The organism is Diaphorobacter sp. MNS-0 (genome assembly GCF_019602835.1).
GTDB classification, from domain to species: domain Bacteria; phylum Pseudomonadota; class Gammaproteobacteria; order Burkholderiales; family Burkholderiaceae_C; genus Diaphorobacter; species Diaphorobacter nitroreducens.
In genome coordinates this window covers 1,147,948-1,160,543 of the sequence record NZ_CP080761.1, presented here as the reverse complement: position 1 = coordinate 1,160,543, position 12,596 = coordinate 1,147,948, and the positions used below count along the sequence as shown (strand labels likewise).

11 protein-coding genes are annotated in these 12,596 nt (G+C 67.2%); 3 read left to right on the top strand and 8 right to left on the bottom strand.

Annotation, left to right across the window (positions count from 1 at the left end; translation table 11 throughout):
• The first annotated feature begins 39 nt into the window (after positions 1-39).
• Positions 40-483 carry a universal stress protein gene (locus K2L43_RS05540; protein ID WP_220638663.1) on the top strand — a complete coding sequence of 148 codons (444 nt, stop codon included), beginning with the start codon at positions 40-42 and terminating at the stop codon, positions 481-483.
• Positions 484-588: 105 nt separating this feature from the next.
• Here K2L43_RS05540 and K2L43_RS05535 read toward each other — a convergent pair whose 3' ends face one another.
• The 6 genes from K2L43_RS05535 to lgt all read right to left on the bottom strand — a co-directional run bounded on the left by K2L43_RS05535 (position 589) and on the right by lgt (position 7,431).
• On the bottom strand, positions 589-2,148 hold the full coding sequence (locus K2L43_RS05535; RefSeq protein ID WP_220638662.1) for a malonyl-CoA synthase: 1,560 nt from the start codon (positions 2,146-2,148) through the stop codon (positions 589-591).
• 21 nt (positions 2,149-2,169) lie between these two features.
• Positions 2,170-2,997 carry an enoyl-CoA hydratase/isomerase family protein gene (locus K2L43_RS05530; protein WP_220638661.1) on the bottom strand — a complete coding sequence of 276 codons (828 nt, stop codon included), beginning with the start codon at positions 2,995-2,997 and terminating at the stop codon, positions 2,170-2,172.
• A 67-nt stretch (positions 2,998-3,064) separates the two neighbouring features.
• Positions 3,065-4,090, bottom strand: coding sequence for a tripartite tricarboxylate transporter substrate binding protein (locus K2L43_RS05525; RefSeq protein ID WP_088887419.1), 1,026 nt, complete (start codon positions 4,088-4,090; stop codon positions 3,065-3,067).
• Between the two features lie 146 nt (positions 4,091-4,236).
• The gene (locus tag K2L43_RS05520; RefSeq protein WP_220638660.1) at positions 4,237-5,703 is read right to left on the bottom strand and encodes a malonyl-CoA decarboxylase; all 1,467 of its coding nucleotides are present in this window, start codon (positions 5,701-5,703) and stop codon (positions 4,237-4,239) included.
• The gene (locus tag K2L43_RS05515; protein WP_011804511.1) at positions 5,700-6,371 is read right to left on the bottom strand and encodes a GntR family transcriptional regulator; all 672 of its coding nucleotides are present in this window, start codon (positions 6,369-6,371) and stop codon (positions 5,700-5,702) included. Before K2L43_RS05515 ends, K2L43_RS05520 begins: the two co-directional genes overlap by 4 nt.
• A 235-nt stretch (positions 6,372-6,606) precedes the next feature.
• On the bottom strand, positions 6,607-7,431 hold the full coding sequence (lgt, locus tag K2L43_RS05510; RefSeq protein WP_172206531.1) for a prolipoprotein diacylglyceryl transferase: 825 nt from the start codon (positions 7,429-7,431) through the stop codon (positions 6,607-6,609).
• A 181-nt stretch (positions 7,432-7,612) separates the two neighbouring features.
• Between lgt and bfr the strand changes: the two genes are divergently transcribed.
• Positions 7,613-8,095, top strand: coding sequence for a bacterioferritin (gene bfr, locus K2L43_RS05505; protein WP_220638659.1), 483 nt, complete (start codon positions 7,613-7,615; stop codon positions 8,093-8,095).
• Positions 8,096-8,108: 13 nt separating this feature from the next.
• Here bfr and K2L43_RS05500 read toward each other — a convergent pair whose 3' ends face one another.
• Complete coding sequence (locus K2L43_RS05500) at positions 8,109-8,537, bottom strand: PaaI family thioesterase (RefSeq protein ID WP_047350771.1); 429 nt, start codon at positions 8,535-8,537, stop codon at positions 8,109-8,111.
• A 154-nt stretch (positions 8,538-8,691) separates the two neighbouring features.
• A complete protein-coding gene (gene ilvD, locus K2L43_RS05495; protein ID WP_011804507.1) occupies positions 8,692-10,548 on the bottom strand; it encodes a dihydroxy-acid dehydratase in 1,857 nt (618 codons plus the stop codon).
• Positions 10,549-10,777: 229 nt separating this feature from the next.
• Here ilvD (K2L43_RS05495) and ilvD (K2L43_RS05490) point away from each other — a divergent pair, with 229 nt between their 5' ends.
• Entirely contained in the window at positions 10,778-12,472 is a 1,695-nt protein-coding gene (ilvD, locus tag K2L43_RS05490; RefSeq protein WP_220638658.1) for a dihydroxy-acid dehydratase, read from the top strand.
• Positions 12,473-12,596 lie beyond the last annotated feature (124 nt).

The window sequence follows — 12,596 nt, the reverse complement described above, 5'->3', positions numbered from 1 at the left end:
CTATGCTTTTACCGTTCTTAACGAAATGAGGAGCTGCACATGTACAAACGCATCCTGATCGCCACCGACGGTTCCCCCTTGTCGCAAAAGGCCGTGGAAAGCGGGCTCTCGCTGGCGGGGCTCACAGGTGCGTCGGTGGTCGCCCTGAAGGTCGTTCCCCGGTATCCGCGCAGCTATTTCGAAGGTGGCCTGCCCGTGGACGCCGCGGACATCAAGCGCATCGAGAAGCAGTGGGCGGATGCGGCCCAGGAACTGGTGGACAAGGTCAAGGTGCAGGGCACCGACGAAGGCGTGACCGTGAAGACCGTGGTCGCCAAGTCCGACCTGGTGGCCGAAGCCGTGATCGCCGCCGCCAAGAAGCACAAGTGCGACCTGATCGTGATGGCCTCGCACGGCCGCAAGGGCATCAAGCGCCTGCTGCTGGGCAGCGAGACGCAGCACGTGCTGACGCACTCGCACATTCCGGTGCTGGTGCTGCGCTAAGCATCAAATCAGGCTCTAGCGCCCTACCATCAAGCGCTAGCAGCTATCATCTAAATAGCAAAGGGCGGCCCAGGCCGCCTTTTTGTATTGCAATGCCGCGCCGGCTCAGGCGAACAGCCCCTTGTACTGGTCGCGCAGCAGGTTCTTTTGCACCTTGCCCATGGTGTTGCGCGGCAATTCGGTGGTGACGAAGCAGCGCTTGGGAATCTTGAAGTTGGCCAGTTGGCTCTTGAGCGATGCGATGACCGTGTCGCCATCCACCTTTGCGCCGGGCTTGGGGATGACCACCACCACACCCACTTCGCCGAAATCCGGGTGCGGCACGCCGACCACGGCGCTCTCGGCCACGCCGGGCATCTCGTTGATGTAGCCCTCGATCTCGGCCGGGTAGACGTTGTAGCCACCGCTGATGATCAGGTCCTTGCTGCGGCCCACGATGCTCACGTAGCCGCGCTCATCCACCTTGCCGACGTCGCCGGTCTTGAACCAGCCGTCGGCGCTGAACTCTTCCTTGGTCTTCTCGGGCATGCGCCAGTAGCCCTTGAACACGTTGGGGCCCTTGACCTGGATGTTGCCGATCTCGCCCACGGGCACCGGCTTGCCGGCATCGTCCACCACGCGCAGGCCCACGCCGGGCAGCGGAAAGCCCACGGTGGAGCCGCGGCGCTCGTCCTGCCCCCCATGGCGCGCGTCGGCCGCGTAGGGATTGCTGGTGAGCATGATGGTCTCGCTCATGCCGTAGCGCTCCAGGATGGTGTGGCCCGTGCGGTCCTGCCATTCCTTGAAAGTCTCGATGAGCAGCGGCGCCGAGCCCGCGATGAACAGCCGCATGTGGCTGGCCGCGGCCTGGGTCAGCGCCGGCTCGGCCAGCATGCGCACGTAGAGCGTGGGCACGCCCATGAACACCGTGGCGCGCGGCATGGCGGCGATCACCGCCTTGGGGTCGAACTTCGCCATCCAGATCATCTTGCTGCCATTGATCAGCGCACCATGAATGGCCACGAACAGGCCGTGCACGTGGAAGATGGGCAGCGCGTGGATCAGCACGTCGCCGGGCTTCCAGCCCCAGTAGTCCTTGAGCACCTGGGCATTGGACAGCAGGTTGCCATGCGTGAGCATCGCGCCCTTGCTGCGTCCCGTGGTGCCGCTGGTGTAGAGGATGGCAGCCAGGTCGTCAGCCTTGCGCGGGACGGCGCGGTGCTCGTCGCCGAAGTGCGCGGCGCGCTCCAGCAGGCTGCCGGTGCGGTCGTCGCCCAGCGTGAACACATGTTGCGTGCCGGCAGTAAAGGCGATCTTCGACACCCAGCCGAAGTTGCCCGGCGTGCAGACCACCACGGCCGGCTCGGCATTGCCGATGAAGTACTCGATCTCTGCGCTCTGGTAGGCGGTGTTCAGCGGCAGGAACACGTAGCCGGCGCGCAGCGTGGCCAGGTACAGCAGCATGGCTTCGACCGACTTTTCCACCTGCACGGCGATGCGGCTGCCCTCGGGCAGCTTCAGCGATGCCAGCAGGTTGGCGATGCGGGCGCTGGCGCGGTCCAGGTCGCGCCAGGTGTAGAGCAGCGGCGCGCCCGCGGCCGAGGCGGCCTCGACGGCGGTCTGGTCCAGGTCAGCAGGAAAGGCGGCGCGCAGCGCGGAAAACAGGTTCTGGGAGGAGGAGCTCATGGTGGTGCACACACAAAGGATTCAGAAAACGGGAGCGCGCTTGGCCAGGAAGGCGTTGATGCCCTCGCGGTGTTCGGCGCTGTCGGCATAGGCATAGGGGTCGGCCAGTGCGTTATTTGCTATCAAATCAGAAGCTGCTTGCGCTTGCTGGTCGGGCGCTAGCGGCACATTCTTCCGTATAGCGCGCAAGGCCTGCTTGTTGAGCCGGGCCGCACCGGGCGCCAAGGCTGCGATGCGCAGCGCCGTGCCCAGGGCTTGCGCGTCCAGCTGCTCGGTGTCGACCACGCGGCTCAGAAAACCCCGCTGCGCCATCTCGGCAGCGCTGAAGGTGGCCGCCTCCAACAGCATCTGGCGCGCCGTCACGTCGCCCACGGCGCCCGCCACCAAGGCAGCCTCGCGCGGCGCCATCGGAAAGCCCAGCTTGGCGATGGGCGCGCCGAAACGCGCGCCGGCAGCGGCAATGCGGATGTCGCAGCAGCTGGCGATCTCCACGCCCGCGCCCATGCAGGCGCCTGCGATGCGCGCGACGATGGGCACGTCGCAGTCCAGCATGGCCGCCAGCCCGCCCCAGACATCGCTCTCGTGGAAGTCGCGCAGCTGCGCGGGGTCGAAGCGAAAGGCGGGGTACTCGGAAATATCCCCCCCCGCGCAGAACGCCTCCCCTGCCCCCTCGATGAGCACGCAGCGCACGCCATCGCTGCGCTGGATGTCCTGGAACACCGTGCGCAACTGGCGCCACATGGCGCGCGACATGGCGTTGAGCCGGCCCTCGTGGCGCAGCGTCACGCGCACCACGCCGCGGCCGGCGGCCTCTCCTGCGGCCATGGCCGCGACAACTTCACCTGGCATGCGATCGGACTCTCTTCGTGGGGGTGGCGGCAGCGCCACTGGAGGGGCGCCGCAGTGGGGGACTACATCACTCCAGCTTGGCGCCCGAGGCCTTCACCACCTGCGCCCAGCGCTTGATCTCGCTGCTGACCATCTTGGCGAAGTCCGCCTGCGACAGCGTGCCGAACTCCGCGCCGTTGCCGGCCCAGATGGCCTTGAGCTCCTCGGCCTGGCCGAGCTTGCGGATCTCCTCGACGATGCGCGCCTGCAGGTCGGCCGGCGTGCCCTTGGGTGCCCACAGGCCATACCAGGTGGACACGGTGTAGTCCGGCAGGCCCACCTCTGCCGCGCAGGGCACGTCGGGGAAGGCCGGGTTGCGCTTGGAGCCCGACACCATCAGCGCCTTGATGCGCCCACCCTTGATGTGCGAGGCCGACGAGCCCAGGCCGTCGAACAGCATGTCCACGTTGCCGCCGATCAGGTCCTGCAGCGCAGGGCCCGCGCCGCGATAGGGGATGTGGGTGATGAAAGTCCCCGTCTGCAGCTTGAACAGCTCGCCCGCCAGGTGGTGCGAGGTGCCCGAGCCGGCCGACGCATAGTTCAGCTTGGCGGGGTTGGCCTTCACGAAATCCATGAACTGTTTCATGTTGGTGGCCGTCACGTTGCGCGGGTTCACCACCAGCACCTGCGGCACGTTGGCCACCAGGGCCAGCGGCACGAAGTCCTTTTCCAGGTCGTAGTCCAGCTTGGGGTACATCGACGGTGCAATCACATGGTGCACGCCACCCATGAACAGGTTGTAGCCATCGGCTGGCGCCTTGGCCGCCACGCTGGCACCCACGGTGCCGCCCGCGCCGCCGCGGTTGTCGATCACAAGCGTCTTGCCCGTGGATTTGGCAAACTGCGCAGCCAATGGGCGCGCAAAGGCATCCGTGCCCCCGCCCGCGGGGAACGGCACCACCATGTTGACCGGCTTGGTCGGCCAGCCGCTGGCGCCTTGCGCCCAGGCACCGCCCGTGGCCAGCGCCAGGCCCGCAGCGCCGGCTGCGCGCAGCATGTCACGGCGTTGCAGCGCGGCGGTGGCGATCTGGCTCAAGTTCTCTCTCTCTCGCATGGCGTTGTCTCCTGTCTTTCTGTTGTGAAAAGGGTGGGTTGGCAGGTGCTCAGGCGCGGCGCGCCCGCTCGGCCAAGGCCGCCGAGGGCAGCTGGGCGCGAGCATACAAGGCCAGCCGCGCCCGCTGGCGCCGAGGCAGCGCGCCGTCAGTCACGGCACAGGCTGTCGATATCGCCCGACACGGGCACGCGCCCCTGCGCAAGCAGGCCGTGGTGCTTGTCGATGCGCTTGAGGTCATACAGGTAGTTGACCATCAGCCCGAAGGACTGCTTGAGCCCCTTGGCCGACGGGTCGCCCGCCCAGTTCAACCGCTCCACGCGCGCGCCATTGCCCAGGTGAAAGCGCGCCACCGGGTCCACCGGCTTGCCGTCGTGCAGCTCGCGTCCCAGGTAGCGCGCCGCGCACTGCATGAGCAGCTGGCGCACGGGTGACTTGGGCGGCAGCTCCAGCGCCTTGTCGGCCGCGGCCAGCACATGCGCGGCCTGCGGCGGCTCGAAGCCCACGGCGCGGCCCAGTTCGGCCAGGCGCTTCTCGTCGAGCTGCTCCAGCTGCGCGGCGCAGTTCTTGGACAGCCAGGAACGAAAGCCCGGGATCGGCGAGAGCGTGGCGAAGGTGCGCAGGCGCGGGAATTCCTGCGTGAGCGTCTCGGCCACGTGCTTGATGAGCGAATCGCCGAAGCTCACGCCGCGCAGCCCCGTCTGCGTGCTGCTGATCGAGTAGAAGATCGCCGTGGTGGCACGCTGGATGTCGGCGGCCTCGGCGGCCTCGTCCAGCAGCGGGGTGATGCTGGACGAAATCTCGTTGACCAGCGCCACCTCCACGAAGATCAGCGGCTCATTGGGCAGGCGGGGGTGAAAGAACCCGTAGCAGCGGCGGTCGCTGTCCAGTCGGTTCTTCAGGTCCGCCCAGCTGCGGATGTCGTGCACCGCCTCGTACTTGATGAGCTTTTCGATCAGCGAGGCGGGCGAATCCCACGACAGGCGCCTCAGTTCGAGGAACGCCACATCGAACCAGGTGGAGAACAATTGCTCCAGCTCCGCGTCCAGCGGCAGCAGGCGCTTGTCGCTCTTGAGCAGGGGCAGCAGCTCGGCGCGCAAGTCCACGAGGAAGCGCATGCCTTCCGGAAACACCGCAAAGCGCTGCAGCAGCCGTGTACGCGGCGACACCATGGCGCGGCGCAGGTGGGCTTCGGCCTGGGGCGCATCGTCGGTGCCGGCGGCGGCCTCGTAGCGCTGCTGGGCCGATTTGAAACGCGTGGCATCGGGCGCGAACTGCTCGCACATCAGCAACCACAGGTCGCGCCGCTCTTCGGGCGTGGCCTCGGCGTACCACGCGGCAATGGCCTGCGCGCGGCGCCCGCCTTCGATCTCGCTCACGCGCGGGGCCACCACTTCCTGCAGGTCGGTCAGCAACCGGCGCAGCACGCGGGGCGACAGCGCCTCGCCGCTCCTGCGCAGCGTGGCCTGCAGGCGCTCGTGCGTGGAGCGTTCGGCCGCAGGCTTGGGCGGCGCGGCGGTTGCGCCGTCCTTGTCCTTGTTCTTGCTGGCGGCTTTGCTGTCTGCGGACCGCAGGCGGTCCACGTTGCGCGAGATCCAGGTGGAGGCGGCGTTCATGGTGTGATCCGTGAGGGGTGGTTGCGTGCAAGCTCGCGCAGCGCGTCGCGCTGCGCCAGAAGGTGGTTGCGCATGGCCTGCTCAGCCGCGGCGGCGTCGCCCTTTTGGAGTGCGGCGAACACCTGCCGGTGCTCCGACAGGCTCTGCTGCAGCCGGCCGGGCACCTGCAACGTCTGGTGCCGCGCCAGGCGCAGGATCTTGCGCAGGTCGCCGATCACCTGGGCCAGCCAGCGGTTGTCCGCCAGGGTGATGAAGGCCTCGTGGATGGCGTAGTTGGCTTCGTAGTATTCGGTGATGCGCCCCGCCTCGGCATGGTCCTGCAGGCGCTGGTGCAGCACCTGCAGCGCGTCGATGTCGGCGGGGCCTGCGTGCTCGGTGGCCTCATAGGCCGCACGGCCCTCCAGCAGCGCGATCACGGGGAATATCTCCTGCAGATCGCGCTCCGTGATCTCGGCCACGAAGCAGCCGCGGCGCGGCTCATGGCGCAGCAGCCCTTCCGCCACCAGCACCTTGAGCGCCTCGCGCAGCGGCGTACGCGACACGGCCAGCCGCTCGCACAGCGCGGCCTCGTCCACGAAGCTGCCCGGCGCCAGTTCGCCCGCAAAGATCTGCTGACGCAGCATCTCGGCGGCCTGGTGGTGCAGGGAATTGGCAGGCGGACGGCGCATGGTGAATGGGCGGCAGGCGTTATGACGTCACGAATGGCACACAAGTGGTCGCGAAACTGCATCATTTCGCGTAATTTTCAATAATTATGAAAGCATGCCCAGCCGCCGGGATGGGGACTATCCCTAGCGGGGCATATTGACGCAACGCGGCAACACACCGCCACCGCGCCGCCCGCAAGGAACAATCAAAAATGAGAGCTGCCGGCGCTTGCTGGACAAGCGCTGGCGCCTTCTTTTATGCAAATCCCTCAGGAGCGTCCTGCCGCTGCGCCCAGACCCACATCGCCACCCCGGCCGCCACCATCGGGATGCACAGCCACTGGCCCATGCTCATGCCCAGCGACAACAGGCCCAGGAAGCTGTCGGGCTCGCGGAAGTATTCGGCCGTGAAGCGCAGCACGCCATAGCCCACGAGGAACGCCGCCGCTACCTCGCCACGCTTGCGCGGCTGGCGCGCATACAGCCACAGCAGCACGAACAGCAGCAGACCTTCGAGCAGAAACTGGTAGATCTGCGACGGATGGCGCGGCAGCATGGAGCCGCTTTGCGGGAACACCATGCCCCAGGGCAGATCCTGCGGCGCGAAGCGCCCCCACAGTTCGCCGTTAATGAAGTTGCCGATGCGCCCGGCCGCCAACCCCGTGGGCACGCAGGGCGCTACGAAATCGGCCACCTGCAGCCAGGGCCTACGGCGCGAATGCGCAAACCACAGCATGGAACCGATCACGCCCAGAAGCCCGCCGTGAAAGCTCATGCCGCCCTGCCACACGTAGAAGATCTCCAGCGGGTGGCTCAGGTAGTAGCCCGGCTTGTAGAACAGGCAGTACCCCAGCCGCCCGCCCACCACCACGCCCAGCACGCCCAGGAACAGGATGTCCTCCACGTCCTTGCGCGACCACGCCTGGTCGCCACGCAGGGATGCGTAGGGCTGGTGGCTCAGGCGTCGCATGCCCAGGAACATGAACAGCGCAAAACCGGCCAGATAGGTCAGGCCGTACCAGTGAATGGACAAAGGCCCGACCTGCAGGGCCACGGGGTCGATTTGGGGGTACATCAGCATGGCGGGCATTGTGCCGCAGGGCCGTGACACGCCCGCGCCTGTCCAACGCTGCCAGGATGAGAATGCGCCTGCGTACGGCCCGCATCCAGGGCGCCCATGCCCGGGAATTGACGGCCGCCATTGAACCGGCGCGCAAGGCGCCGGATACTCACGCCATCACCACCCCCATGAGAACAACAACATGCAAGGCCACCCGGAAGTCATCGACTGCCTCAAGGATCTGCTGCGCGGCGAGCTGGCCGCGCGTGACCAGTACTTCATCCACTCCCGCCAGTACGAGGACCAGGGCCTCACCCGCCTGTACGAGCGCATGGGCCACGAGATGGAGGAGGAAACCCAGCATGCCGACGCCATCCTGCGCCGCATCCTGATGCTGGGCGGGCGCCCCGACATGCGCCCGCACGACTTCACGCCCGGCGAATCCGCGCAGGAGATGCTGCGCAAGGACCTGGACATCGAATACACCGTACAGGCCCGCTTGAAGGCCGCGATGGCCCTGTGCGAATCCCACCGCGACTACGTGAGCCGCGACATGTTGCTGGCCCAGTTGCGCGACACCGAGGAAGACCACGCCTACTGGCTGGAAAAGCAGCTCGGCCTGATCGAGAAGATCGGCCTGCCCAACTACCTGCAAACCCAGGCGGGCGGCCCTTCGGGCGCGTGAGGCTGCGGCGCTCTCAGGCGCCGGCCGGCACGTTGACCATGGTGGCCTGCATCAACGCCACCACCTTGTAGTCGGGCCCGTCGCCCGTGTACGCGCGCACTTCGCCGGTGCACACGGTGAGCATGCGCCCGGCGTTTTGCACCTTGCCCACGGCCAGGAAGCGCCGACCCAGCGCGGGCCGCATGAAGTTGGTCTTGAATTCCGCCGTGACGATCTCGCAGCCGGGGGGCGAGCGGGTCAGCGCCGCGTAGCCGCAGGCGCTGTCCACGATGCTGGTGATGGCCCCCGCGTGCACGAAGCCCTGCTGCTGCGACAGGTGGGTGGAAAACGGCATCTCGATATGCACCTCACCCTCCGCCACCAGCGCCAGGCGGGCGCCGAGGGTGGCCATCAAACCTTGTGCCGCGAAGCTGGCTGCGATGCGTTGCTGGAACTCGTTCATGGGCGATGGCATTCCGTTGCTACAACAAAAAGAGCTGTTGGCGCTGGCAGCGTGGCCATTTGAAGCTTAAACGCACCTGTAAATCGCGTCCGTCCAGCGCGAGCAGCTCATAAATCAGGAGCGCACGCCCGGCATGGGCGTGCACCGCACCACGTCAGTCCAGCAGCGACACGTCGCGCACGGCGCCCTTGTCGGCCGACGTCACGAGCTTGGCATAGGCCTTGAGCGCGGCCGAGACCTTGCGCGGACGTGGCTGGGCGGGCTTCCAGCCCTTGGCGTCCTGCTCGGCGCGGCGCTGGGCCAACTCCTCGTCGCTCACCAGTACGTTGATGGTGCGGTTGGGAATGTCGATGCGGATGCGGTCGCCGTCGCGCACCAGGCCGATCGCGCCGCCGGCTGCCGCCTCGGGCGAGCAGTGGCCGATGGACAGGCCCGAGGTGCCGCCAGAGAAGCGCCCGTCGGTCAGCAGCGCGCAGGCCTTGCCCAGGCCCTTGGATTTGATGTAGCTCGTGGGGTAGAGCATTTCCTGCATGCCGGGGCCGCCCTTGGGGCCCTCGTAGCGCACCACCACCACGTCGCCGGCCTTCACTTTGTCGGCCAGGATGTTCTCCACCGCCTCGTCCTGGCTTTCGACCACATGCGCCGGGCCTTCGAAGACCAGGATGGATTCATGAACGCCCGCGGTCTTGACCACGCAGCCGTCCTTGGCGATGTTGCCGGTGAGCACCGCCAGGCCGCCTTCCTTGCTGAAGGCGTGCTCTGCGGAGCGGATACAGCCCGCGGCGCGGTCCAGGTCCAGGCTGGGCCAGCGCACGCTCTGGCTGAAGGCGACCTGCGTGGGCACGCCGCCGGGGCCGGCCTTGTAGAACGTCTGGACGGCCTCGTCTTGCGTGCGCGTCACGTCCCACTGCGCCAGCGCCTCGCCCAGTGTGGGTGCGTGGATGGTGGGCACGTCGGTGTGCAGCTTGCCCGCACGCTCCAGCTCGCCCAGGATGGCGAAGATGCCGCCGGCGCGGTGCACGTCCTCGATGTGGTACTTGTCGGTGTTGGGTGCGACCTTGCACAGCTGCGGCACGCTGCGCGACAGGCGGTCGATGTCGGCCATGCTGAAGTCGATGCCGGCCTCCTGCGCGATCGCCAGCAGGTGCAGGATGGTGTTGGTGGAGCCGCCCATGGCGATGTCCAGCGTCATCGCGTTCTCGAAGGCCTTGAAGCCGACCGAGCGTGGCAGGATGCGCTCATCGTCCTGTTCGTAGTGCTGGCGCGCCAGCTCCACGATGCGCCGGCCCGCGCGCTTGAACAGCTGCTCGCGGTCGGCGTGCGTGGCCACCACGGTGCCGTTGCCGGGCAGGGACAGGCCCAGCGCCTCGGTCAGGCAATTCATGGAGTTGGCGGTGAACATGCCCGAGCAGGAGCCGCAGGTGGGGCAGGCATTGCGCTCGGCCTCGGCCAGGTCGGCGTCGCTCACCTTGTCGTCGGCGGCCATCACCATGGCGTCGATCAGGTCCAGCTTCTTGATCTGGATGGTGCTGGTGCCGGGCACGGTCTGCTGCACCTTGCCGGCCTCCATGGGGCCGCCGGAGACGAAGATCACCGGAATGTTCAGCCGCATGGCGGCCATGAGCATGCCGGGGGTGATCTTGTCGCAGTTGCTGATGCAGACCATGGCGTCGGCACAGTGCGCGTTCACCATGTATTCCACGCTGTCGGCAATGATGTCGCGGCTGGGCAGCGAATACAGCATGCCGTCGTGGCCCATGGCGATGCCGTCATCCACGGCGATGGTGTTGAATTCCTTGGCCACGCCGCCGGCGGCCTCGATCTCGCGCGCCACGAGCTGGCCCAGGTCCTTCAGGTGCACATGGCCGGGCACGAACTGGGTGAACGAGTTGACCACCGCGATGATGGGCTTGGAGAAATCGGCGTCTTTCATGCCGGTGGCGCGCCACAGGGAGCGGGCCCCTGCCATGTTGCGGCCGGCGGTGGAGGTTTTGGAACGGTATGCGGGCATCGTGGTTGCGGGAGATGAGTGGCTCAGGAAAGTCGATGGGCCCGTGCGCTTGGGGGCCTGCGCGCGCCGCAGCGGAAACCTCTTGAGCCCCGCCCTAGGCAAAACCGTTTGATTATGTCGTAGCCCCGGTACCCACGTTGGCGCCCTGGCCCCGCATTCACCCGCATGGACAGCCGCTGCGGCGGCGTCCACACTCGGCCGTCTCGCCACCGCAGAAGCAGGACCCGCCATGACCGACCCGCTGCCGCTGAACCGCCGCTCCGCCCACATCACGCAGGGCAAGGCGCGCGCGCCCAACCGCTCCATGTTCTACGGCATGGGCTACCAAGAGGGCGACTTCGCCAAGCCCATGGTGGGCGTGGCCAACGGGCACAGCACCATCACGCCCTGCAACAGCGGCCTGCAACGCCTGGCCGACGCGGCCATCGCAGGCATCGAGGAAGCGGGCGGCAACGCCCAGATTTTCGGCACGCCCACCATCAGCGACGGCATGGCCATGGGTACCGAGGGCATGAAGTACAGCCTGGTGAGCCGCGAGGTGATTGCCGACTGCGTCGAGACCTGCGTGCAGGGCCAGTGGATGGACGGCGTGGTCGTGATCGGCGGCTGCGACAAGAACATGCCCGGCGGCCTGATGGGCATGCTGCGCGCCAACGTGCCGGCGATCTACGTGTATGGCGGTACCATCCTGCCGGGCCGCTGGCAGGGGCAGGACCTGAACATCGTGAGCGTGTTCGAGGCCGTGGGCCAGAACGCGGCAGGCAGGATGACCGACCAGGAGCTGAAGGACATCGAGCAGCACGCCATCCCGGGCACGGGCTCGTGCGGCGGCATGTACACGGCCAACACCATGTCCTCGGCCTTCGAGGCGCTGGGCATGAGCCTGCCCTACTCCTCCACCATGGCCAATCCGCACGACGAGAAAATGAACTCGGCCCGCGAATCCGCCCGGGTGCTGATCGAGGCCATCCGCAAGGACTTGAAGCCACGCGACATCGTCACGCGCAAGGCCATCGAGAACGCCGTGGCCGTGATCATGGCCACGGGCGGCTCCACCAACGCGGTGCTGCACTTCCTGGCGATCGCGCACGCGGCGGGTGTGGAGTGGTCCATCGACGACTTCGAGCGCATGCGCAAGAAGGTCCCAGTGATCTGCGACCTCAAGCCCAGCGGCCGGTACCTTGCCGTCGACCTGCACCGCGCGGGCGGCATTCCCCAGGTGATGAAGGTGCTGCTGAATGCCGGCCTGTTGCACGGCGACTGCATGACCATCACCGGCAAAACCATCGCCGAAACCCTGGCCGACGTACCCGACGCGCCACGGCCGGACCAGGACGTGATTCGCCCGATCGACAAAGCGCTGTACCGCGAGGGGCACCTCGCCATCCTCAAGGGCAACCTGAGTCCCGAGGGCGCCGTGGCCAAGATCACCGGGCTGAAAAACCCCGTCATCACCGGGCCCGCGCGTGTGTTCGACGACGAGCAGTCGGCGCTGCAGGCCATCCTGGACGGCAGGATCGTCGCGGGCGACGTGATGGTGTTGCGCTACCTCGGCCCCAAGGGTGGCCCGGGCATGCCGGAGATGCTGGCCCCCACGGGCGCGCTGATCGGTGCGGGCCTGGGCGAAAGCGTGGGCCTGATCACCGACGGGCGCTTCTCGGGCGGCACCTGGGGCATGGTGGTGGGCCACGTCGCGCCCGAGGCGGCTGCGGGGGGCACTATTGCGCTGGTGCAGGAGGGCGACACGATCACCATCGACGCCCACCAACTGCTGCTGCAACTGCACGTGGACGACGCCACGCTGGCACAGCGCCGCGCCGCCTGGCAGCCACCCACGCCGCGCTACATGCGGGGCGTGCAGGCCAAGTTTGCCTTCAACGCCTCCAGCGCCAGCAAGGGTGCGGTGCTGGATGACTTTTCATGAAAAATGCCGCAAACGCTTATCCAATAAGCGCCAGCAGCTATCAAAACAGGATCATTGCTGCGCCATCACCGCCCAAGAAAAACCCGCAGGGCGCGTGCACCGCTGCGGGTTGTCTGGACAGGGA

Excerpts from the sequence above, each read along its gene's own strand:
- K2L43_RS05535 (WP_220638662.1), bottom strand. The coding sequence starts at position 2,148 with ATGAGCTCCTCCTCCCAGAACCTGTTTTCCGCGCTGCGCGCCGCCTTT.
- lgt (WP_172206531.1), bottom strand. The coding sequence starts at position 7,431 with ATGCTGATGTACCCCCAAATCGACCCCGTGGCCCTGCAGGTCGGGCCT.
- K2L43_RS05530 (WP_220638661.1), bottom strand. The coding sequence starts at position 2,997 with ATGCCAGGTGAAGTTGTCGCGGCCATGGCCGCAGGAGAGGCCGCCGGC.
- bfr (WP_220638659.1), top strand. The coding sequence starts at position 7,613 with ATGCAAGGCCACCCGGAAGTCATCGACTGCCTCAAGGATCTGCTGCGC.
- K2L43_RS05500 (WP_047350771.1), bottom strand. The coding sequence starts at position 8,537 with ATGAACGAGTTCCAGCAACGCATCGCAGCCAGCTTCGCGGCACAAGGT.
- K2L43_RS05515 (WP_011804511.1), bottom strand. The coding sequence starts at position 6,371 with ATGCGCCGTCCGCCTGCCAATTCCCTGCACCACCAGGCCGCCGAGATG.
- K2L43_RS05525 (WP_088887419.1), bottom strand. The coding sequence starts at position 4,090 with ATGCGAGAGAGAGAGAACTTGAGCCAGATCGCCACCGCCGCGCTGCAA.
- K2L43_RS05540 (WP_220638663.1), top strand. The coding sequence starts at position 40 with ATGTACAAACGCATCCTGATCGCCACCGACGGTTCCCCCTTGTCGCAA.
- K2L43_RS05520 (WP_220638660.1), bottom strand. The coding sequence starts at position 5,703 with ATGAACGCCGCCTCCACCTGGATCTCGCGCAACGTGGACCGCCTGCGG.
- ilvD (WP_220638658.1), top strand. The coding sequence starts at position 10,778 with ATGACCGACCCGCTGCCGCTGAACCGCCGCTCCGCCCACATCACGCAG.
- ilvD (WP_011804507.1), bottom strand. The coding sequence starts at position 10,548 with ATGCCCGCATACCGTTCCAAAACCTCCACCGCCGGCCGCAACATGGCA.